We start from the raw sequence: 20,397 nt of genomic DNA, 5'->3' as shown, positions 1-20,397 counted from the left end.
AAACCCTTCCCATGACGCACGCCCAGTTCGACCCCACCGCCCGCGAGGCCCTGGCCAACGCCGCTGTCGAGGCCAAGATCCGCAAGAACCTGTCCTGGCAGCGGATCGCCGACGCGTCCGGCCTGTCGGTCGCCTTCACCACCGCCGCTGTGCTCGGCCAGCACCCGCTGCCCGAGGCCTCGGCCAAGGCCGTCGCCGAGCTGCTGGGCCTGGACGAGGACGCGGCGATGCTGCTGCAGGCCATCCCGACCCGCGGCTCGATCCCCGGCGGCATCCCCACCGACCCGACGATCTACCGCTTCTACGAGATGCTCCAGGTCTACGGCACCACCCTCAAGGCCCTGGTCCACGAGGAGTTCGGCGACGGCATCATCTCCGCGATCAACTTCAAGCTGGACGTGAAGAAGGTCGCCGACCCCGAAGGCGGCGAGCGCGCCGTCATCACCCTGGACGGCAAGTACCTGCCGACCAAGCCCTTCTGACCCAGGAATCCGGCCGATCCGGCCGATGTCAGGTGGAGCCCGGGGCGGGCCCCGTGCGGCGTTGCCGCCGGCCCGCCCCGGCCCGTCCCACGTCCCCTTCGAGGAGGAACCCCATGGACTTCGCACAGCGCACCATCGACCTCGCCCGCCGCAATGTCGAGGAGGGCGGCCGGCCGTTCGCGACCGTCATCGTCAAGGACGGCGAGATCCTCGCCGAATCCCCCAACAGGGTCGCGCAGACCAACGACCCGACCGCGCACGCCGAGATCCTCGCCATCCGCGAGGCGTGCGTGAAGCTGGGCACCGAGCACCTGACGGGCACCACCATCTACGTCCTCGCCCACCCGTGCCCGATGTGCCTGGGCTCGCTGTACTACTGCAGCCCCGACGAGGTCGTCTTCCTCACCACCCGCGAGTCCTACGAGCCGCACTACGTGGACGACCGCAAGTACTTCGAGCTCGACTCCTTCTACGGTGAGTTCGCCAAGGACCCCGCCGAGCGCCGCCTGCCCATGCGCCACGAGGCGCGCGACGCCGCGGTCGACGTCTACCGGCTCTGGCAGGAGCTCAACGGCGGCGAGCGCCGCGTGGCGGGCGCCCCCACCGCGTGATCGCGGCTTGATCCCCACTGCCTGACTCCTCAGGCGCTCCTCACCCGCTCCCCGGTGACAGCAGCTCCTTGGCGACGATGTAGCCGGAGGCGCCGTTGACGCCGTGTCCCGGCCAGGTGGCCGCGCCGACCATGTAGAGGTTCGGTACGACGGTCCGGTGCGACGCCTGGCCGGGCAGGGGGCGCAGCAGGTAGCTCTGGGCCAGTTCGTGGCTGCCGCCGTACGGGTCGCCCGGACCGCAATTGGGGTTGAAGCGGGCGAGGTCGGGCGGTGCGAGCACATGCCGGCCGATGACGGCCGCGGGCAGGTTCGGCGCGTGGCGGGCGGCGAGCGCGATCACCCTGTCCGCGAAGGCGTTCTTCACCTCCTCGGTCCACCCGTCGCGGGTGTCGATCTCCCCGGCGGCATCCCCGCGCAGCCGCAGCGGCACGTCCAGCATCTGCAGCCGGGCCACGGCCGCGCCCGCCGGGCATCGCGTCGGGTCGGCGGCGGACGGCGTGTCGAAGGAGATCGTCGGTGTCGCGGGAAGCAGGCCCCGGGTCGCCTCGCCCACCGAACGGGACAGCGCGTCGAGGCCCGGCGTGAGGTGCGACTGCCCGGTGCGGGCCAGCCGCTCGTCCTCGAACACGGGCGGCTCGGACAGGGCCAGGTGCACCTGGACGCAGCCGCGCCCGTAGCGGTACTCGCCCGCCTGCCGCCGGATCGCCGGCGGGACCGCGCCGTCCTCGTGCGCGAGCAGCTTCAGGTACAGCTGGTCGGGATTCACCGAGGCGACGACGGCCCGCCGGGCCTCGGCGACGTCCCCGTCCGCCGTGCGCACGGCCACCGCGCGGCCGTCGCGGACCAGGATCCGCTCCACCCACCGCCCGGTCGCGACGTGGCCGCCGTGCCGCTCGATCAGGGCCGTCAGCGCCCGGGCGAGCCGTTCGCTGCCGCCCTCCGGCGTGGGCATGCCGGCCGTGGTCACCGCGATCAGCACCAGCAGCGTCCAGAAGGCGCTGTTGCCCTCGTCGGGCCCGCGCCCCAGGTGCAGCGCCCACGGCGCGAGCATCCCGTGCAGCACGGGTGAGGCGAAACGGTGCTCGAGCAGGTCCCGGGACGTACGGAGGAAGTCCCGGGCGAACGTCGAGTAATGGCCGTCCTCGTGCATCAGGTCGTGGATGACCCGCCCCGACTCCGGGCTGGTGAGGTCCGCGGCGAACAGCGCGAACACCGGCCCGGCGTAGGGTGCGAAGTCCGTCAGCAGAGCGGTGAGGGCGGCGCCGTCGCCCGGGGCCAGGCGATCGGCCTCCGCCACGTTCTCGGCGGCGTCCGTGGAGAACACCGCGGACCCCGAGCCGGGCGTCGACACGCCGATGGCGTAGCGGGAGTCGCGGTACGTCAGCCCGAACCCGGCCAGCTCCGGACCGAGTTCGGCGTAGGCGGGGCCGGAGGTGAACAGGGGGTGCGCCGAGGAGTACACGTCGTGCCGGAACCCCGGCACGGTGAGCTCCTCGGTCCGTACGAGGCCGCCGGGACGGTCGTTGCCCTCGAGGACGAGGACGCCCCATCCCGCGCGGGCCAGATAGGCCGCCGTGACCAGTGCGTTGTGACCACTACCGACGACAACCGCGTCATACCGGCTCATAGAGGATGGTGGCACGGAGCGGGCCCGGCGCGCCAGACGAAGGCTGGGGCGTGTCCGATGGGTCGGTGCGGCTGCTGCCGAGCCACCCGGACGGACGCGTCGCCGGAGCGTTGTGCTTCGGACGTGGCATCGGGGGAACCCGGACGGTCATGTCACGCACTCCCGGCCCGGACGCACCCCCGGGCCCCGTCCCCGGGCCTCCCGGCAGCGCCGAGTCGTACTGGATGGCCACGGTGGCGGCTGCCCCCCGCGCCGAGCCGCTGACCTCCGACATCGACGTGGACGTCGCCGTCGTCGGCGGCGGCGTCGCGGGCCTGAGCACCGCCTGGGAGCTGATCGACGCCGGCCGCTCGGTGGCCGTCCTGGAGGCCGACCGCCTCGCCGCCGGGGTCAGCGGGTACACCACCGCAAAGCTCTCCGCGCTGCACACCTTCGTCTACGACAAGCTGCGCCGCACCCGCGGCGAGGAGGGCGCGCGGCTGTACGCGCGGTCCCAGCGGGAGGCGGTCGAACGGGTCGTCGAGGTCGCCGCCGTGCTGCGCGTGGACTGCGAGCTGGAGCGGGCGTCCGCCTTCGTCTACGTCACCGACCCGGCGCGGCGGGCGGACGTCGAGGCGGAGGCCGAGGCGGCCCGCGCGGCCGGGCTGGACGCCTCGTACACCGAGGAGACCGGGCTGCCCTTCCCGGTCGCGGGCGCCGTACGCGTCGAGGACCAGGCGCAGTTCCACCCGCGCAAGTACCTGCTCGCGCTCGCGGAGGACCTGCGCGAGCGCGGTGGGCGCCTCTTCGAACGCACCCGGGTCACCGGGCTGACCGAGGGCACGCCGTGCCGGCTGACGACCGAGAACGGCGCCGTGGTCACCGCCCGCGAGGTCGTCGTGGCCACCCACTACCCCGTCTTCGACCGGGCCCTGCTGTTCACCCGGCTCTCCCCGCGCCGCGAGCTGGCGATCGCCGCCGTGATCCCCGCCGGGGACGACCCGGGCGGGATGTACATCACCGACGAGGACCGGACGCGGTCGGTGCGCACGGCCCCCTACGACGAGGAGCGGCGGCTGCTGATCGTCACGGGCGAGCACTTCACCCCCGGCGAGGGCGGCGTCGCCGAACGCTACGCCCGGCTCGCCGCCTTCACGACCGAGCACTTCCCGCGTGCCGAGTTCGTCCACCACTGGGCGGCCCAGGACAACGACCCCACCGACACGGTGCCGCTCGTCGGGCCCTTCCACCCGGGCGCCGAGCACACCTACGTCGCCACCGGCTTCGGCGGCTGGGGCATGAGCGGCGGGGTGATGGCCGGGCGGCTGCTGACGGAACTCATCGTCGGGCGGTACGTCCCGCCGTGGGCCGGGCTGTACGACCCGCGGCGGCTGTGGAGCACGGTGCGCGAGGCGCCCGCCTTCCTCCGGCACCAGGCCTCCGTCGGACGCCACTTCGTCGGCGACCGGCTGCCCACGACCCACGCGGACTCGGCCGCGGACATCCCGCCCGGCGGCGGTGCCGTCGTCCGCCTGGGCGGCAGGCGCTGCGCCGTCCACCGGGAGGACGACGGCACCCTGCGCGCGGTCTCCGCGCGCTGCACCCACTTGGGCTGCCTGGTGGCCTTCAACGCCGCCGAGCGGACCTGGGAGTGCCCCTGCCACGGCTCGCGGTTCGCCGTCGACGGCACGGTCCTCCAAGGACCGGCGACCCGGCCCCTGGACGCGCGCGACGTCCGCGACGTCCCGGAGGAGTGACGGTGGCGAACTGCCCGGCCCCGCGCGGCGAACTGACCGCCGCGCTCGCCGAGGCGCTCGCCCGCGACCCCGGCGCCCGCCTGCCCGACGACGCCGTCGCCGGCCGGGCGGACCCCTACGGCGACGACCTCCAGCTCGCGCTGTACCTCTGCTACGAACTCCACTACCGGGGCCTCGACGGGGTCGACGACACATGGGAGTGGGATCCCGGACTGCTGAGGCTGCGCCACGCCCTCGAACGGGCGTTCCGCTCCGCCCTGCGCGCGGACGTACCGCCCGGTGACGACGTGGACTCCGCGCTCGGGGACCTGGTGACCGAACCGCTCGACGGCCACGGCGTCACGCATTTCCTGCGGGACGAGGGGCAGCTGTGGCAGCTGCGCGAGTACGCCGCGCACCGCTCGCTCTACCAGCTCAAGGAGGCGGACCCGCACGCCTGGATGATCCCGCGGCTGACCGGCGTGGCGAAGGCCGCCCTGGCCACGGTCGAGTACGAGGAGTTCGGGGCCGGCCGCGCCGAGCGGGTGCACGCCACGCTCTTCGCCGCCCTGATGCGGGACCTGTACCTCGACGACACCTACGGCCACTACCTGGACGCGGCGCCGGCCCCGACCCTGGCCACCGTCAACCTCATGTCGCTCCTCGGCCTCCACCGGGCCGCGCGCGGCGCCCTCGTGGGGCACTTCGCGGTCGTCGAGAGCACCTCCCCGCCCGCCTCCCGGCGGATGGTCGAGGCGCTGGAGAGGCTGGGCGGGGGAGCGGCGGCCGTCCACTTCTACGCCGAGCACGTGGAGGCGGACGCGGTGCACGAGCAGCTCGTACGCCACGAGGTCGTCGGCGGCCTGCTCCGCGAGGAGCCGCGTCTGGCGGCCGACGTGGTGTTCGGGATCGCCGCCACCCTGCTGCTGGAGGAACGCCTGGGCGACCATCTCCTCGGTGCCTGGCGGGCGGGCCGGTCGTCGCTGCGCGTTCCCCTGCGCTGAGGAAGGCCCCGCTACGTTGGGGAAGGCCCGTCCCCGGACTCCCGGTCGCCCCGCGGTGGCGGGGGACCTCGATGGCTGGTGTCGCACCACGGGAAGATCCGGCTGAGCCGGCACGTGCACAGGGCGACCACGGGCCGGTCGGAACGCGTGAGCGTGCCGTCGTCCCCCACGACCTCGACGGGCCCCTCGACGAGCATCGGGCCGCCCGGCTCCTGCCACACGCGGCGGGCGGGCGGACCGGGCGCGCGTCGCCAAGACGCCCCGGCGTGCTCACGGCGGTCACATGCGTCATGTGCGTCATGTGCGTCAGGCGCGTCACGAGGTGCGCCGGGCACGGATCACCACCAGCTCCTCCTTGTCCTGACCGGGCGCGAGCAGACCGCGCGAGCGCAGCCACTCGGCGCGCGCACGGACGACCGGGCCGAAGGGAACGAACCGGCGGTCGGTGATCCGCGCGTCCAGCCCGCCCTCGGCCAGCCGGGCGAGCGTCGTCTCCACCCCGGACAGCACGGAGTGCACGAGCAACAGCACCCCGGCCGGCTCCAGCAGGGCCGGTACGCGGGCGCACAGCGGATCGAGCACCCTCCGCCCGTCCTCCCCGGCGTCCCGGGGCAGGTCCACCGCCCGGGCCGGGCGGCCGGTGGCGGGCGCGGGCAGGTACGGCGGGTTGACCAGCACCAGGTCGAAGCGCTCCCCTGCGACCGGCCCCAGCAGGTCACCGCGCACCGCCCGGATGCGACGCCGGGCCAGCAGGCCGTTGACGCGGGCGGTGAGCACCGCGCGCACGGAGACGTCGACGGCCGTGACCCGTGCCGCCCCCTGCCGGGCCGCGGCGAGGGCGAGCGCGCCGGTCCCCGTCCCGATGTCGAGCACCCGGGCCCCGGGCGGCAGGCACTCCCGCCGCAGGGCGGCCTCCAGCATCCACGTGTCCTCCTGCGGCGCGTAGACACCCGGAGGCTTGAGGAACCACATCCATCCCGAGTGACCCTTTCCCGACGGGCCAAACCCGGCCGGCGAGGCCGTGCCGTCGGCGACGGCGCCCGGCCCCGGCCGTGCGCCCCGGCCGTGCGGCCCGGTTGCGCGCGGCGGTGGGCCGCGGCGAGCATGTCCGTACCGCCACCGGGAGGGCCTCATGTCCGGCACGATCACCGCGGGAGTGGACGGAACCGACCACAGCCTGGCCGCCGCCGTATGGGCGGCGGCCGAGGCACGGCGCCGGGGCGCCGCGCTGCGCCTGGTGCACGCCTGGACCTGGCAACCCCTGGACCTGCCCATCGAGGCGGACGCGGGGACGCAGGAGCGCTGGGCGCACGACCTGCTGGGGGCGGCGGAGAGCCGGGTGACCGCGGCCGAGCCCGGGCTGCCGGTCTCGGCCCATGTGCTGCCGGACGACGCGGTGCCGGCCCTGGTCGCCGAGACGCGGCGGACCGGCCTGCTCGTGCTGGGCTCGCGCGGCCACGGCGCCCTGGTCGGGTACCTGGTCGGCTCCGTCGCCCTGCACGTGCTGCGGCAGGCCGAGAGCCCGGTGGTGCTCGTCCGCGACCCCGGCGAGGCGGGCGGGGGGCCCGCGTCGGACGAGGTGGTGGTGGGCGTCGACGACGTGACGGAGGAGGGGGACCGCGTCCTGGAGTTCGCCTTCGAGGCCGCGCGGGCGCGGGGCGCGCGCCTTCGGGCCGTACGGGCCTGGTCGCTGCCCCCGGTCTTCGCCTGGAGCCCCGGATCCCTGCGCTTGGCCGACGAGGCCGGAGGGCTCGAACCGCTGGAGAAGCGGCGGCTGGCCGAGGCCCTGCGGCCGTGGCGGCAGGTGTATCCGGACGTGACGGTCGCCGAGCACGTCGAAATGGGCAGCGGGTCAGAGGTGCTGCTGTCCACCGGCGGGCGGGCCGGGCTCCTCGTCGTCGGACGCCGCACCGCCCGCCGACGCGTCGGCCACGTCACCCACGCGGTGCTGCACCACGCCTCCTGCCCCGTGGCCGTGGTGCCGCACCCGTAGAGCTCCCCGACCGCCTCGGTCAGCCCTGCCACGTCCATTCCGCGACCTCGGGCAGGTCCGTGCCGTGCTCGCGGATCCAGGCGTGGTGGCGGGTGCGGGCGTCCTCCATGGCCTGCCGGACGGCGGCGGCGCGGACGGCGAGGCCGGGGACGCGGTCGATGACGTCCATGACGAGGCGGTAGCGGTCGAGGTCGTTGCGCACGACCATGTCGAACGGGGTGGTCGTGGTGCCGATCTCCTTGTAGCCGCGCACGTGCAGGTCGGCGTGGCCGGCGCGGCGGTACGCGAGGCGGTGGATGAGCCAGGGGTAGCCGTGGTAGGCGAAGACGACCGGCCTGTCCCGGGCGAACAGCGCGTCGTACTCGGCGTCGGTCATGCCGTGCGGGTGCTCCCCGGCGGGCAGCAGCCTGGCGAGGTCGACGACGTTGACGACGCGCACGGACAGGTCGGGCAGGTGGTGGCGGACGAGCTGCGCGGCCGCGAGCACCTCCTGGGTGGGCACGTCGCCGGCGCAGGCGAGGACCACGTCGGGATCGCGGGTGCCGTCCTCGGTGCCGGCCCACGGCCAGATCCCGGCGCCGCGCGCGCAGTGCGCCCGGGCCTCCTCCAGGCCCAGCCAGTCGAAGCAGGGCTGTTTGCCGGCGACGATGACGTTGACGTAGTCGCGGCTGCGCAGGGCGTGGTCGGCCACGGACAGCAGGGTGTTGGCGTCCGGCGGCAGGTAGACCCGTACGGCTTCGGGGCTCTTGTTGAGGATGTGGTCGATGAAGCCGGGGTCCTGGTGGGAGAAGCCGTTGTGGTCCTGGCGCCATACGTGCGAGGTGAGCAGGTAGTTGAGGGAGGCGATGGGCCGGCGCCACGGCAGCCGGCGGCTGACCCGCAGCCATTTGACGTGCTGGTTGACCATGGAGTCGACGATGTGGACGAAGGCCTCGTAGCAGGAGAACAGCCCGTGCCGGCCGGTGAGGAGGTACCCCTCGAGCCAGCCCTGGCAGGTGTGCTCGGAGAGGATCTCCATGACCCGGCCGTGCCGGTCCAGGTGCTCGTCGGTGGTGACGGTCGTGGCCTGCCAGGCCTTGCCACTGGCCCGGTAGACGGCCTGGAGCCGGTTGGAGGCGGTCTCGTCGGGGCCGACCAGGCGGAAGTCCCGGCGGTCGGTGGTCGCCTCCATGACGTTCTCGAGGAGGTCGCCCAGGACGCGGGTGGGCTCGTGCAGGGTGGCACCGGGCTTGTCGACGGGGACGGCGAAACGCTCCAGGTCCGGAAGGGGCAGGTCGCGCAGGAGCAGACCGCCGTTGGCATGCGGGGTCGCGCCGAGCCTGCGCTCGCCGGCGGGCACGCAGGCCAGCACCTCGGGCCGGGGCTGTCCCTGCTGGTCGAACAGCTCTTCCGGCCGGTACGAGCGCAGCCACGCCTCGAGCTGCCGCAGGTGTTCGGGGTTGTCGCGGACGCCGGACAGCGGCACCTGGTGGGACCGCCAGGTGCCCTCGACGGGCAGGCCGTCGACCTCGGCCGGTCCGGTCCAGCCCTTCGGGGTGCGCAGCACGATCATCGGCCAGCGCGGGCGTTCGGTGACGCCCTCCTGCCGCGCGGTGCGCTGGATCAGGGCGATCCGGTCGAGCGCGGTGTCCAGGGCGGCGGCCATGTCCCGGTGGACGGCCATGGGGTCGTCGCCGGTCACGTGGAGGGCCTCGTGGCCGTAGCCGCGCAGCAGGTCGTCCAGTTCGGGCTCGGGGACGCGGGCGAGGACGGCCGGGTTGGCGATCTTGTAGCCGTTGAGGTGGAGGATCGGCAGGACGGCACCGTCGTGGACCGGGTCGAGGAACTTGTTGGAGTGCCAGGACGTCGCCAGCGGCCCGGTCTCGGCCTCCCCGTCGCCGATGACGCACGCGACGAGGAGGTCCGGGTTGTCGAACGCGGCCCCGTAGGCGTGGGAGAGGGAGTAGCCGAGCTCTCCGCCCTCGTGGATCGAGCCCGGCGTCTCGGGGGCCACATGGCTGGGCACGCCCCCGGGGAAGGAGAACTGCCGGAACAGCCGCTCCATGCCCGCCGCGTCCCTGCTGACATCGGGGTACGTCTCGGAGTACGACCCCTCCAGCCAGGAGTTCGCCAGCACCGCCGGCCCGCCGTGCCCCGGTCCCCAGACGCACAGGGCCTGAAGCTCACGGGAGCGGACGACCCGGTTGAGGTGGGTGTGGACGAGGTTCAGCCCCGGCGACGTCCCCCAGTGGCCGAGCAGCCGCGGCTTGACGTGCTCGGGGCGCAACGGCTCCCTCAGCAGCGGGTTGCCCATCAGGTAGATCTGTCCGACGGCCAGGTAGTTCGCGGCGCGCCAGTGCGCGTCCAGAGCCCGTAGCTCCCGCTCGCCGGGACCGCCGGTCGTGTCGTTCCGCATGAGTCCTCCGCAACGCTGGTCTGGCCTTCCCCGGTCTCCTGTCCCCAGTCTTCTGTCCCAGCCTGGCCCTCCCATGGGTGCGCCGCCAGGGCGGAAATCGGCGGACCGGCGCGCTTTCGGCGACCGGCCGCGGTCCGCCACAATCGCCGTCGTGGACGATGCGGGGGAGACGGCGGCCGCGGCGGCGGAGGCGTGGGACCGGCAGAGTGTGTGGTCCCAGGCCGCGAACCGGCTCAAGCGGACGATCGAGCGGGCGAGAACCGCGTCGTTGCTGCTGGGCATGGCCGGGGCGCTGTTCGGCACGGCCGCGTCCCAGACGCTGGCCGACCGGCCGTCGCTCGGCAGGGTGCTGGCCTTTCTCGCCGCCGTCGCCGTGGGGCTGGTGCCCGTCGTGGGGCAGCGGGCCGGGCCGCAGGCGGTCCAGCGGTGGACCAGGACGCGGTCGGCCGCCGAGGCGCTGAAGAACGAGGTGTACAGCTGCCTGGCGGGGGTGTCTCCGTACCGGGGCGCCGGCGCCGGGCGGGCGATGCGGGAGCGTACGGAGCGGGTGGAATCGGCCGCGGTGGACCTGCTGCCGCACACCCGGGGCATCGTGCCGGTGACGCGTGCGCTGCCCGCGGTCTCGGACGTCGACTCCTATGTCGCGCTGCGGGTACGGCGTCAGATAGACGGCTACTACTGGCCCAAGGCCGGCGAGATGGGGCGCAAGGTGGCGGTGGTGCGCCGCGTGGAGTTCGCCCTGGGGGCGGCCGGGGCGGTGCTCGGCGCGCTGGCGGGCGGGCTGGAGGTGGAGGGGGCCGCCGCCTGGGTGGCCGTCGTGGTGACCGCCGGGGCGGCGGTCAGCGCGCACGGCGTGGCGGCCAAGTACGCCTTCCAGGAGATGGAGTACGCGCGGACGGCGGGCGAGCTGCGGCGCCTGGTGTCCCGCCGGGGCGCGGGTGACGGCGGGCCGGAGGCGGACGACGCGTTCGTGGCCCGCTGCGAGGGGGTCATCTCGGTGCTCAACGACACGTGGATGATCAAGTGGACGACCGAATAGCGGGGCCGCGCGCCGGGCGGGGCGGGGATCCCCGCCCCGCCCGGCGCCGGTGGTGCTAGTCCTTGACCGGCTCGTCCAGCGAGCTCAGGTCGTGGGCGTAGATGCCGACCGCGTGGGCGATGACGTCGATGTTGGTGTCGAACGCCTTGCGGTCGATGTTGGCGAGGGTGTCGCCGGCGCCGTGGTAGTTGCGGTCGTAGGCGATGCCCGCGGTGCCGCCGTACCGGGCGGCCTGCTCCGGGGTCTTGATGCCCTCGGCGCCGGTGAAGGTGCCGCCCGCCGGGATGCCGGTCGCGATGAACGGGCCGTAGTCGGAGCGGCCGTCGAAGTCGGTGCCCTCGTGGGGCGCGCCCTCGCGGTCCAGGAAGCCGTTGATCAGGCGCTCGATCTGCGCGGACCCCTTGGGCCCGGGGCCCGAGCCCTTGTGGTCGGAGTCGTCGCCGTCATAGACGAACTGCACCGGGTTGGGCGAGGCGATCATGTCGAAGTTGAGGTACAGCGCGATCTGCTTGCGCTGCTTCTCGCTCAGCTGGGAGACGTAGTACTTCGACCCCAGCAGGCCCCGCTCCTCGGCCGACCACCAGGCGAAGCGCACCTTGTTGGCCGGCTTCCCGCCGGGCTTGCGGGTCTCCTGGGCGAGCTTGAGCGCGACCTCGAGGAGGCCGGCCGAACCGGAGCCGTTGTCGTTGATGCCCGGGCCCTCGGGCACCGAGTCCAGGTGGCTCCCGAGCGTCACGACGTGGTCGGCGCTGCCGCCCCGGGTCTCGGCGATCACGTTGCGGGTACGGACCTTGGTCGCCTCGGTGGCGACGTCCAGGGAGACGGTGACCTCGCCCTTGGCGACCGCGGCGGCCAGGGCCTCGCCGTCGGCCAGGGAGACGCCGCCGGCCGGGATGTGGGCCTTGGCCGGGTCCTCGACCGTGCCGTGCACGGGCGCGGTGCCGGAGTGGTTGTAGAGGATCAGGCCGACCGCGCCCGCCTTGGCGGCGACCTCCTCCTTCTGCTGGAAGGTGCAGGCGCCGCGCTTGACGAGGGCGATCCTGCCCTTGAAGTCGCCGGCGGCGTAGTCGTCCAGGCCGCAGCCGGGCGTGTCGTCGACGCGGGGCGCGGCGAGCGCGGCCTTCAGGCCGCCCTGGGGCGAGGGCGCGCTGAAGTCGTAGGCGGCGACCTTGATCTCGCGCGGGTCGGGGGAGACCACGCCCAGCTTCTCGCGCAGCGTCTTGGACTCGTAGAAGTCGAAGTCCTGGTACGAGACGTCGTAACCGGCCTTCTTCAGCAGGCGGTGGACGTACTCGGTGGACGCCTTGTGGCCGGCGGTGCCCGCGGCGCGGTTGCCGCCGTGGTCGTCGGCGATGTCCTGCAGCGCCTCGAGGTGACGGTGGGCGCTCTTCCCGGAGGAGGCCTTGACCAGCTTCTTCGCCAGGCGTTCGGCCTGTCTGTGCCGGTCCTCGGGGGAGGGGGTCAGGGCGCCGGCGGGGGCGGCCGTGGCGGCGAGGAGCACGGGGGCGGCGACGGCGGTCGTGACGAGTGCCGATATCGCCCGGCGGCGGAGCAACGCGCGCATGACGTCCTTTCGGAACGCGGAGGGCCGTCGTCGGGGACGGCGGCGTGACGGAAGTGGGCCGAACGGGACAGTAACCGAGGGAGCGCAGGCCGCGGCAGGGGTCGGCGGCCGCCGATACAAGATCGCCACAGCCCGGTCATACGCCCGGCCGGTGGCAGGGCGTGCGCCGCTGCAGGCGCCGGGGCCCTAGATTTGACGCGACGTCATCGCCATTCCGCCGAGGGACCGGTACATGTTGCAGCACAGAAGCGTCGGTGATCTGATGACCCGTTCGGTCGTCCGGGTCCAGCGCGGCACCCAGTTCACAGAGATCGTGCACGTCCTCCACGAGCACGACATCACCGCGGTCCCGGTCGTGGACGCCGAGGACCGGCCGGTGGGCGTGGTCTCCGAGGCGGACCTGCTCGCCAAGGCGTCACGGCGGCCGGACGCGCCGTTCCCCCCGGACCCGCGGGTCCGCGCCAAGCACGAGGCGACCACGGCCGAGGGGCTGATGACCAGCCCGGCCGTCTGCGCCCGACCGGAGTGGAGCGTCGTGGAGGCCGCCCGCGCCATGGAGGAGCACCGCGTCAAGCGGCTGCCGGTGGTGGACGACGACGGGCGCCTGGTGGGTCTCGTCAGCCGCGCCGACCTGCTGCGCGTCTTCCTGCGGACCGACCGGGCCATCCGGGAGGAGATCATCGAGGACGTGCTCGTGCGCACCCTGGGCGAGCGGCCCTCGGCCGTCGGCGTCGAGGTGAACCTGGGGCAGGTGCGGCTCAGCGGCTCGGTGCGGCGCAGGAGCCTGCTGCCGGCCCTGGTGCAGCTGTGCCAGAGCGTCGACGGCGTCGTGAGCGTCGAGCACCAGCTGTCGGCGGAGACCGACGACACCGGGGGAGAGAGGGCCGCGCAGGAGCCCGGACACCCCCGCTGAGCGGCGTCGTGCGCCCCGCCCCGGGGCGCACGATTCGACATCGGCGCGACACGCCGCGCACGATGGAGGAGGGAGACGCGGGGGTTCCAGACGTGGGGGTTCCAAGGGGATCCGGGAGGCCGACATGGCCGGTGAGGAAAAGATTCTTCATGTGCGCGTGACGGCGGCCGACACCCGCGCACTGCGCAATCTGCTGCGCGACGAGCGGCTGGACGTCGGCGGGGGCCCCGCCCCCACGCCCGGCCCCGGGGACGAGAGGAGCATCGAGGCGTTCGTCACCGAGGAGAAGGCCCTGGGCCTGGAGCGCGAGGACGTCGCCGTGCACGTCCTCGGGGACGCCACGGCCATCGGTCAAGCCCGTCAGGAGGAGGTCGGCACCGGCGATCGTTTCGCGGACCCCGGCATCGTCCCGCACGGCCTCGGACAGAAGGTGAAGGACCAGAGCCGGGAGGGTTGAGATGTACCTCAACATCACAGAAGTCGACTCCGCGTTGGTGAACCTCTCGGGCGCCTATCCCTCGCTCTGCGAGCTGATCGACCTCCCCGAGACGTCCGTCGAGGGAGTCGCCTGCCACGCGCTGCGCCTGCGGGCCGACCCCGACGGCGGGCCCCGGGACTGCGCCGTGTTCATCGGGGGCGTCCACGCCCGTGAGTGGGGCAGCTGCGAGATCCTGGTGTTCTTCGCCGCCGACCTGCTCGAGGCGTACAGCACGGGCTCGGGTCTCGTCTACGGCGGCAAGACGTTCACCGCGGCCCAGGTGGCCGCGCTGCTGGAGGGCCTGGACATCGTGGTCTTCCCGCTGGTCAACCCGGACGGACGGCATTACAGCCAGACCGTGAAGGCGATGTGGCGCAAGAACCGCAACCCGGAGTACTCCACCGGGGTGGGCGACTGCGTGGGCGTCGACATCAACCGCAACTACGACTTCCTGTTCGATTTCGCCACGGCCTTCTCGCCCCTCTCCGACGTCCGGGTGTCGGCCGACCCCTGCGACCCGCAGGTCTACCAGGGCCCCCGGCCGTTCTCCGAGCCCGAGACGCGCAACGTCCGATGGCTGCTGGACGAGTACCCGCGCACCCGGTGGTTCGTGGACGTGCACAGCTTCTCGGAGGACATGCTGCACGTGTGGGGCGACGACGAGAACCAGTCGGACGACCCGGACATGAACTTCCGCAACCCCGACTTCGACGGGACGCGCGGCGTCGACGGCGACACCGCCTACCGCGAGTTCGTCCCCAAGGACGACCTCGACAGCGCGTCCGACCTCGCCCGGCACTTCACCGACGCCCTGAAGGCCGTACGGGGCAAGCAGTACACCGCCAAGCCGGCCTTCGACCTCTACCCCACCGCCGGGACCAGCGACGACTACGCCTTCTCCCGGCACATCGTCGACCCGGACAAGGGGAAGATCCACGCCTACACCATCGAGTGGGGCACCGAGTTCCAGCCGCCGTGGGCCGAGATGAAGCTGATCGCCAAGGACGTGTGCGCGGGCCTGCTGCAGTTCTGCGCCGACGCGCCCTCCACGGTCACCGACTGAACCGCGGGAGAGCCGGCGGTCACTCCTGCGCGACGACCCTGACGACGTCCAGCCCGGGGTCGGTGGCGTCGGGGACGACCATGCCCGCCTCCACTCCGGTGCTCAGGTAGCGCAGCACCGCCGCGTCGAACCGCTCGCCGGGCAGGACCGCCGGAATACCGGGCGGATACGGGGTGAGCGTCTCCGCCGCGACCCGGCCGCGGGCCTTCTCCCGGGGCACCGTCTCGGCGGGGCCGAAGAAGGCGTCCCGGGGCAGCACCGCCTGTTCCAGCCGCAGGTCCGCCGGCGGGGGCACCGCCACGTCGAGAGTGGTGCGCAGCGACGACGCCTGACCGGAGAGGTCGCGCAGGGCCTCGACCAGGACGCCCGTGGTCCCTTCGTCGTCGGCGTGGGTGAGCTGGGCGCTGACCCGGCGGTGGTCGCTGACGTGCGAGGTCATCCGGTGCTGGGCGCGAAGCCAGTCGGCGGCACGGTAGCCGGTGGTCCCCAGCGCCGAGACGTCCACGACCAACTGGAGGGGATCGAGGGCGGCGGCCCGGCCGGGGCCGCAGAAGTCCTCGCGGCCGTGCACATGCAGCCCGTCGATCCGCTCCAGCCGGGTGCGGACGGTGTCCGCGAGCGCCAGGGCGCGGTCGTACAGGTCCCTGCCGTGCTGGACCATCTGCCGCCGCCAGCCGTCGAGCGCGGCGTGGACGAGGACCGACGGGCTGGTGGTGTCCAGCAGGTCCGCGCAGGCCCGGAGCCGGCCGGCGTCGACGCGGTCGCCGCGCAGATGGAAGACCGAACTCTGCTCCAGGCCGGAGCCCATCTTGTGCGCGCTCGTCACGCACACGTCCGCCCCCGCGTCCATCGCCCACGCCGGCAGCGAGGGATGGAACGGCAGGTGCGCGCCCCACGCCTCGTCGACGACGAGGGGTTTGCCGCGCCGGTGGCAGACGTCGGCCAGGGCCGCCAGGTCCGCGCAGGTGCCGTACGGCGTCGGGCTGGTGACCAGGGCGCCCCGGGCACCGGGATGACGCTCGAAGGCCTCTTCGAAGTCGGCGGGCGACGGGGGATGGGCCAGGTGCAGTCCGGCGTCCCACCGGGGGTCGACCCACACCGGCCGTACGCCCGAGAGGATCAGCCCCGCCACCACCGACTTGTGGGCGTCACGGCCGATCAGCAGCTCCTCGTGGGGACCGGCGACGGCCAGCATGGCGGCCTTGACGGACAGCGAACTGCCGCAGGTGGAGAAGAAGGTGTGCTCGGCCCCGACCGCGTCGGCCATCAGAGTCTCGGCCCGCTCCAGGACCCGGCCCGAGGACGTCCGGTCGTCCAGGCCGCCGACCGCCAGGAGGTCGTGGGCGAACACCGTGTCCCCCAGCACCTCCCGCACCCGGGGGTCGGCGCCGCGGCCCTGTTTGTGGCCCGGCGGGGTGAACGGGACCTGTCCGGTCCGGGTGTGGGCGGAGAGTGCTTCCAGTACCGGTGCGCGAGAGTGGTCCATGCGATGCGGCTCCCCCCGAAGCGCGGCGTGAAACGGCCGCCGTGCCTTGGGCCGGCAGGGTGAGCGCCGCGCGGTGGCCGCCGCCGGATGCGGCGTCGGCGCGCGCGGCCGTGCTGGACTCCCTGCGATGGCCGAGGGCCATCGGCCGCGGGGCGCGCGGCCAGCGGGCACTCGGGGTGCAGGGAGCGTGGTCGATGCTGTTCGGGAAGCGGAGGGGGCGGGTCGCCCGGCGGGCCCGGGAGGCGGCCGCGGCCGGCTTCGAGGCGCTGGACCGGCGCTTTCCCGCCGCCGAGACGGGCAGCGCCCTGCTGCGCAAGGCCTTCCCCGGCCACTGGTCGTACCTGCTGGGGGAGATCGCCCTGTACAGCCTCGTGGTGCTCGTCGTCACCGGCTGCTACCTCGTCCTGTTCTTCGACGCCAGCATGGTCCAGACCGTGTACGACGGGGCGTACGGGCCGCTGCGGGGGCTGCGGACGACCCAGGCGTACGCGTCGACGCTGCGCATCAGCTTCGACGTGCGCGGCGGCCTGCTCATCCGCCAGGTGCACCACTGGGCGGCGCTGGTGTTCGTGGCCGCCGCCGGAATCCATATGCTGCGGATCTTCTTCACCGGGGCGTTCCGCAGGCCGCGCGAGCTGAACTGGGCGATCGGCGTCACCCTCTTCCTGCTCGCCCTCCTCGAGGGGTTCTGCGGCTACTCCCTGCCGGACGACCTGCTCTCCGGAACCGGGCTGCGCACCGCCAACACCATCGTGATGTCCCTCCCCGTCGTCGGCACCTACCTGAGCTTCCTCATCTGGCACGGGCCGTTCCCCGGCGAGGGCTTCATCCCACGGCTGTACATCGTGCACGTGTTCTTCGTGCCCGGCGTCCTGCTGGCGCTCGTCGCCCTCCACCTGTTCCTGGTCGTCTACCTCAAGCACACCCACTGGAGCGACCAGGGCAGGACGAACCGGAACGCGGTGGGGGAGCCGATGTTCCCGCAGTTCACCATGAAGTCCACGGGCCTGTTCTTCATGGTCTCCGGGTCGCTGACCGTCCTCGGGGCCCTCGCCCAGGTCAACCCGGTGTGGAGCTACGGACCCTACCGCGCGGACCAGGTCACCACCGACGCCCAGCCCGACTGGTACGTCGGCTTCCTCGAGGGCGCCCTGCGCCTGATGCCGCCCTGGGAGAGCGCGGTGGCCGGCCACACGCTGATGTGGAACGTCCTGCTGCCGGCCGTCGTCCTGCCGGGCCTGCTGTTCCTGATCCTTTACGCCTACCCGCTGTTCGAGAAGTGGGTGACGGGCGACGCGAGCGAGCACCACCTGTGCGACCGGCCCCGCGACCGCCCCGTCCGCACCGCCTTCGGGGTGGCGGCCGTCCTCGGCTACGCCCTGTTGCTGGTGGCCGGCGGCAACGACGTCATCGCCCTCACCTTCCGGCTCTCGGTCGAGGAGCTGACCCGCGTCCTGCGAACGCTGGTCGTGCTCGGCCCGGTCCTGGCCTTCGTGGTCACCAAGCGGCTGTGCCTGGCCCTGCAGGGCCGCGACCGGCGGCGTCTGACGGAGGGGGAGGAGACCGGCGAGGTCGAGCAGAGCGTCTCCGGAGGGCTCGGCGAGGGCCACCGGCCGTTGTCGCCCCGCCGGCGGTACCGGTTGATGGTGCGCGAGACGCCCCGCCCGTTGCCCGCCCGGCCGGCGCCCCTGACCCGCCGCCACCGGCTGCGGGTGGCGCTGAGTTCCTGGTACTACCGCGACCGGGTGGACATGCCCGTCACCGCCGAGCAGCGCGAGCTGATCGCCGGCCGGCTGGCCGCGCCGGCCAGGGAGCCCCAGGAGTGAGCCCGTGCCCCCTGCGGCCGGTTCAGGTCTCCCGCCCGACGTACTGGAACGCCATGCCCAGCACACCGGCGAGGAGGATCCCCATGGCCATGAGGAACAGCCACAGGCCGAAGACGACCCCCAGGGCCACCAGCGCGACCCCGGTCGCCGTGAGCACGGGGTGGACGCTGTGGGGCGGGAAGAAGTCCAGCGGCCCCGCGCGCTCGGCCACCGCGGCGTCCTTGCGGTCCTCCGGCCGGGGGCCGCGGCGGCGGTGGTTCGTGGCACAGAAGAAGCAGATCAGCGACGCCATGATGAAGGACACCGTCAGCGCCGTCGTGCCGACGGGTTCCCTGTCCGACCACCAGGCGTAGCCGACGTCGGTGACGAGGAAGAAGCCGGCGACCCCGGCGAACAGCAACGCCTCGGTCTTCATGAGCCCTTCTCTCGTGAGGTGCCGGGAGCCGGGGTGCCGGGAGCCGTCGCCCCGGCCCCGGCGGGAAGCGGGCGCGCCGCCGCCTCGGGGTGGTGCAGGTCGAAGGCGGGGGAGTCGGAGCGCACCTGGGGCAGCGCGACGAAGTTGTGGCGGGGCGGCGGGCAGGACGTCGCCCATTCCAGCGACCGCCCGAAACCCCAGGGGTCGTCGTTCTCCACCGCGGGCGCGTGGCGTGCGGTGTGCCAGACGTTGTAGAGGAAGGGCAGTGTGGACAGCCCGAGCAGGAACGAGCCGATGGAGGAGATGGTGTTGAGGACCGTGAAGCCGTCGGCGGCCAGGTAGTCGGCGTAGCGCCGTGGCATGCCGTTCTCGCCGAGCCAGTGCTGGACGAGGAAGGTGATCTGGAAGCCCGCGAACAGCGTGAAGAAGTGCACCTTCCCCAGGCGCTCGTCGAGCATGCGCCCGGTCCACTTGGGCCACCAGAAGTAGAACCCGCCGAACATCGCGAAGACGACGGTCCCGAACAGCACGTAGTGCAGGTGGGCGACGATGAAATAGGTGTCCGTGACCTGGAAGTCCAGGGGCGGGGAGGCGATCAGCACGCCGCTGAGCCCGCCGAGCAGAAAGGTGACGAGAAAGCCGATGGCCCACAGCATCGGGGTCTCGAAGGAGAGGCTGCCTTGCCACATCGTGCCGATCCAGTTGAAGAACTTCACCCCCGTGGGCACGGCGATCAGGAAGGACAGCAGCGAGAAGAACGGCAGCAGCACCGCCCCGGTCGCGAACATGTGGTGCGCCCAGACGCTCGCCGACAGCATGGTGATGGCGATCGTCGCCCCCACCATGCCCGCGTAGCCGAACAGCGGCTTGCGGCTGAAGACGGGGATGATCTCGGTGATGACCCCGAAGAACGGCAGCGCCACGATGTAGACCTCGGGATGGCCGAAGAACCAGAACAGGTGCTGCCACAGCAGCGCCCCGCCGTTCGCCGCGTCGAAGACATGGGCGCCGAACTTCCGGTCCGCCTCCAGGGCCAGGAGCGCCGCCGTCAGCACCGGGAAGGCCAGCAGCGCGAGGATGGAGGTGAAGAGGATGTTCCAGGTGAAGACGGGCATCCGGAACATCGTCATGCCCGGGGCGCGCAGGGTCACGATGGTGGCGACGAAGTTCACCGACCCCAGCGTGGTGCTCAGCCCCGCCACCACCAGCCCCATCACCCACAGGTCGCCGCCCGCCCCGGGCGTACGGACGGCGCTGTTCAGCGGCGCGTAGGCGAACCAGCCGAACGACGCCGCGCCCCCGGGCACCAGGAACCCGGACACCACGGTCAGCCCGCCGAAGAGGAACAGCCAGTAGCTGAGCGCGTTCAGGCGGGGGAAGGCCACGTCGGGGGCGCCGATCTGCAGCGGCATGACGGCGTTCGCGAAGCCCGCGAACATGGGTGTGGCGAACAGCAGCATCATCACGGTGCCGTGGATCGTCACCAGCTGGTTGTACTGGCCGGCGCTGACGATCTGCAGGCCCGGCCGCGCCAGCTCCGCGCGCATCAGCATCGCCAGGACGCCGCCCAGCAGGAAGAAGCCGAACGCCGTCACCAGATACATGTTGCCGATGACCTTGTGATCGGTCGTCGTCAGATACGTCAGGATCCGGCGTCCCAGGACGGAGCCTTCGCGCCGCGCGTCCTCCTCCCGGCGCGCGTCGGCCCGGTCCTCCAGCTGGGGCATGCGCCTCTCCCTCACCGTCCGGTCCCACGGCGCGCTCGCCGGGTACCCGCGGTGTTCTT

The 20,397-nt window shown here is 73.1% G+C and carries 18 protein-coding genes; 10 read left to right on the top strand and 8 right to left on the bottom strand.

Annotated features, from left to right (window positions below; genetic code table 11):
• The first annotated feature begins 11 nt into the window (after positions 1 to 11).
• Together cynS and AB4K12_RS20370 are read left to right on the top strand one after the other, a co-directional pair.
• Positions 12 to 482: a cyanase gene (cynS, locus tag AB4K12_RS20375; protein WP_368435531.1), complete on the top strand. Its 471-nt coding sequence runs from the start codon at positions 12 to 14 to the stop codon at positions 480 to 482.
• A gap of 113 nt (positions 483 to 595) precedes the next feature.
• Positions 596 to 1,093 carry a nucleoside deaminase gene (locus AB4K12_RS20370; protein ID WP_368435530.1) on the top strand — a complete coding sequence of 166 codons (498 nt, stop codon included), beginning with the start codon at positions 596 to 598 and terminating at the stop codon, positions 1,091 to 1,093.
• A 40-nt stretch (positions 1,094 to 1,133) separates the two neighbouring features.
• Here AB4K12_RS20370 and AB4K12_RS20365 read toward each other — a convergent pair whose 3' ends face one another.
• Positions 1,134 to 2,720 (bottom strand): phytoene desaturase family protein, encoded by a 1,587-nt coding sequence (locus AB4K12_RS20365; protein WP_368435529.1) that lies wholly within the window; start codon positions 2,718 to 2,720, stop codon positions 1,134 to 1,136.
• Positions 2,721 to 2,944: 224 nt separating this feature from the next.
• Between AB4K12_RS20365 and AB4K12_RS20360 the strand changes: the two genes are divergently transcribed.
• Both AB4K12_RS20360 and AB4K12_RS20355 read left to right on the top strand, forming a co-directional pair.
• Positions 2,945 to 4,456, top strand: coding sequence for an FAD-dependent oxidoreductase (locus AB4K12_RS20360; RefSeq protein WP_368435699.1), 1,512 nt, complete (start codon positions 2,945 to 2,947; stop codon positions 4,454 to 4,456).
• 2 nt (positions 4,457 to 4,458) lie between these two features.
• The gene (locus AB4K12_RS20355; RefSeq protein WP_368435528.1) at positions 4,459 to 5,439 is read left to right on the top strand and encodes an iron-containing redox enzyme family protein; all 981 of its coding nucleotides are present in this window, start codon (positions 4,459 to 4,461) and stop codon (positions 5,437 to 5,439) included.
• A gap of 11 nt (positions 5,440 to 5,450) precedes the next feature.
• Here AB4K12_RS20355 and AB4K12_RS20350 read toward each other — a convergent pair whose 3' ends face one another.
• Positions 5,451 to 5,636: a CDGSH iron-sulfur domain-containing protein gene (locus AB4K12_RS20350; protein ID WP_368435527.1), complete on the bottom strand. Its 186-nt coding sequence runs from the start codon at positions 5,634 to 5,636 to the stop codon at positions 5,451 to 5,453.
• A gap of 118 nt (positions 5,637 to 5,754) precedes the next feature.
• Positions 5,755 to 6,411 (bottom strand): HemK2/MTQ2 family protein methyltransferase, encoded by a 657-nt coding sequence (locus AB4K12_RS20345; RefSeq protein ID WP_368435526.1) that lies wholly within the window; start codon positions 6,409 to 6,411, stop codon positions 5,755 to 5,757.
• A gap of 160 nt (positions 6,412 to 6,571) precedes the next feature.
• Here AB4K12_RS20345 and AB4K12_RS20340 point away from each other — a divergent pair, with 160 nt between their 5' ends.
• Positions 6,572 to 7,432, top strand: a complete 861-nt coding sequence (locus AB4K12_RS20340; RefSeq protein WP_368435525.1) for a universal stress protein — start codon at positions 6,572 to 6,574, stop codon at positions 7,430 to 7,432.
• Positions 7,433 to 7,451: 19 nt separating this feature from the next.
• On the opposite strand, the gene AB4K12_RS20335 is transcribed toward AB4K12_RS20340, so the two are convergent.
• The gene (locus tag AB4K12_RS20335) at positions 7,452 to 9,827 is read right to left on the bottom strand and encodes a phosphoketolase (RefSeq protein WP_368435524.1); all 2,376 of its coding nucleotides are present in this window, start codon (positions 9,825 to 9,827) and stop codon (positions 7,452 to 7,454) included.
• Positions 9,828 to 9,978: 151 nt separating this feature from the next.
• Between AB4K12_RS20335 and AB4K12_RS20330 the strand changes: the two genes are divergently transcribed.
• Entirely contained in the window at positions 9,979 to 10,866 is an 888-nt protein-coding gene (locus AB4K12_RS20330; RefSeq protein ID WP_368435523.1) for a DUF4231 domain-containing protein, read from the top strand.
• A 55-nt stretch (positions 10,867 to 10,921) separates the two neighbouring features.
• On the opposite strand, the gene AB4K12_RS20325 is transcribed toward AB4K12_RS20330, so the two are convergent.
• The gene (locus AB4K12_RS20325; RefSeq protein ID WP_368435522.1) at positions 10,922 to 12,430 is read right to left on the bottom strand and encodes a M28 family metallopeptidase; all 1,509 of its coding nucleotides are present in this window, start codon (positions 12,428 to 12,430) and stop codon (positions 10,922 to 10,924) included.
• A gap of 235 nt (positions 12,431 to 12,665) precedes the next feature.
• On the opposite strand from AB4K12_RS20325, the gene AB4K12_RS20320 reads away from it, so the two are divergent.
• The 3 genes from AB4K12_RS20320 to AB4K12_RS20310 all read left to right on the top strand — a co-directional run bounded on the left by AB4K12_RS20320 (position 12,666) and on the right by AB4K12_RS20310 (position 14,884).
• Positions 12,666 to 13,343 carry a CBS domain-containing protein gene (locus tag AB4K12_RS20320; protein WP_368435698.1) on the top strand — a complete coding sequence of 226 codons (678 nt, stop codon included), beginning with the start codon at positions 12,666 to 12,668 and terminating at the stop codon, positions 13,341 to 13,343.
• A gap of 124 nt (positions 13,344 to 13,467) precedes the next feature.
• Positions 13,468 to 13,800 carry a hypothetical protein gene (locus tag AB4K12_RS20315; RefSeq protein WP_368435521.1) on the top strand — a complete coding sequence of 111 codons (333 nt, stop codon included), beginning with the start codon at positions 13,468 to 13,470 and terminating at the stop codon, positions 13,798 to 13,800.
• Between the two features lies 1 nt (position 13,801).
• Entirely contained in the window at positions 13,802 to 14,884 is a 1,083-nt protein-coding gene (locus AB4K12_RS20310; protein WP_368435520.1) for a M14 family metallopeptidase, read from the top strand.
• 19 nt (positions 14,885 to 14,903) lie between these two features.
• Here the strand turns inward: AB4K12_RS20310 and AB4K12_RS20305 are convergent, their stop codons facing one another.
• Positions 14,904 to 16,370 (bottom strand): aminotransferase class I/II-fold pyridoxal phosphate-dependent enzyme, encoded by a 1,467-nt coding sequence (locus AB4K12_RS20305; protein ID WP_368435519.1) that lies wholly within the window; start codon positions 16,368 to 16,370, stop codon positions 14,904 to 14,906.
• 194 nt (positions 16,371 to 16,564) lie between these two features.
• Between AB4K12_RS20305 and AB4K12_RS20300 the strand changes: the two genes are divergently transcribed.
• Positions 16,565 to 18,196: a cytochrome bc complex cytochrome b subunit gene (locus AB4K12_RS20300; RefSeq protein WP_368435518.1), complete on the top strand. Its 1,632-nt coding sequence runs from the start codon at positions 16,565 to 16,567 to the stop codon at positions 18,194 to 18,196.
• A gap of 22 nt (positions 18,197 to 18,218) precedes the next feature.
• Here the strand turns inward: AB4K12_RS20300 and AB4K12_RS20295 are convergent, their stop codons facing one another.
• Positions 18,219 to 18,611, bottom strand: coding sequence for a cytochrome c oxidase subunit 4 (locus AB4K12_RS20295; RefSeq protein WP_368435517.1), 393 nt, complete (start codon positions 18,609 to 18,611; stop codon positions 18,219 to 18,221).
• The gene (gene ctaD, locus AB4K12_RS20290) at positions 18,608 to 20,338 is read right to left on the bottom strand and encodes a cytochrome c oxidase subunit I (protein ID WP_368435516.1); all 1,731 of its coding nucleotides are present in this window, start codon (positions 20,336 to 20,338) and stop codon (positions 18,608 to 18,610) included. The genes AB4K12_RS20295 and ctaD overlap by 4 nt, the downstream gene beginning before the upstream one ends.
• Positions 20,339 to 20,397: the final 59 nt, after the last annotated feature.

Source organism: Streptomyces sp. C36, from assembly GCF_040932295.1.
GTDB lineage: Bacteria > Actinomycetota > Actinomycetes > Streptomycetales > Streptomycetaceae > Streptomyces > Streptomyces triculaminicus.
The sequence above is the reverse complement of the archived record's forward strand: the minus strand, read 5'-3'. Positions and strand labels throughout refer to the sequence as shown.

Bases quoted from the DNA above. Each gene is read 5' to 3' on its own strand.
- cynS (WP_368435531.1), top strand. From the start codon at position 12: ATGACGCACGCCCAGTTCGACCCCACCGCCCGCGAGGCCCTGGCCAAC.
- AB4K12_RS20370 (WP_368435530.1), top strand. From the start codon at position 596: ATGGACTTCGCACAGCGCACCATCGACCTCGCCCGCCGCAATGTCGAG.
- AB4K12_RS20365 (WP_368435529.1), bottom strand. From the start codon at position 2,720: ATGAGCCGGTATGACGCGGTTGTCGTCGGTAGTGGTCACAACGCACTG.
- AB4K12_RS20360 (WP_368435699.1), top strand. From the start codon at position 2,945: ATGGCCACGGTGGCGGCTGCCCCCCGCGCCGAGCCGCTGACCTCCGAC.
- AB4K12_RS20350 (WP_368435527.1), bottom strand. From the start codon at position 5,636: ATGCTCGTCGAGGGGCCCGTCGAGGTCGTGGGGGACGACGGCACGCTC.
- AB4K12_RS20345 (WP_368435526.1), bottom strand. From the start codon at position 6,411: ATGTGGTTCCTCAAGCCTCCGGGTGTCTACGCGCCGCAGGAGGACACG.
- AB4K12_RS20340 (WP_368435525.1), top strand. From the start codon at position 6,572: ATGTCCGGCACGATCACCGCGGGAGTGGACGGAACCGACCACAGCCTG.
- AB4K12_RS20335 (WP_368435524.1), bottom strand. From the start codon at position 9,827: ATGCGGAACGACACGACCGGCGGTCCCGGCGAGCGGGAGCTACGGGCT.
- AB4K12_RS20325 (WP_368435522.1), bottom strand. From the start codon at position 12,430: ATGCGCGCGTTGCTCCGCCGCCGGGCGATATCGGCACTCGTCACGACC.
- AB4K12_RS20315 (WP_368435521.1), top strand. From the start codon at position 13,468: ATGGCCGGTGAGGAAAAGATTCTTCATGTGCGCGTGACGGCGGCCGAC.
- AB4K12_RS20310 (WP_368435520.1), top strand. From the start codon at position 13,802: ATGTACCTCAACATCACAGAAGTCGACTCCGCGTTGGTGAACCTCTCG.
- AB4K12_RS20305 (WP_368435519.1), bottom strand. From the start codon at position 16,370: ATGGACCACTCTCGCGCACCGGTACTGGAAGCACTCTCCGCCCACACC.
- AB4K12_RS20300 (WP_368435518.1), top strand. From the start codon at position 16,565: ATGCTGTTCGGGAAGCGGAGGGGGCGGGTCGCCCGGCGGGCCCGGGAG.
- AB4K12_RS20295 (WP_368435517.1), bottom strand. From the start codon at position 18,611: ATGAAGACCGAGGCGTTGCTGTTCGCCGGGGTCGCCGGCTTCTTCCTC.
- ctaD (WP_368435516.1), bottom strand. From the start codon at position 20,338: ATGCCCCAGCTGGAGGACCGGGCCGACGCGCGCCGGGAGGAGGACGCG.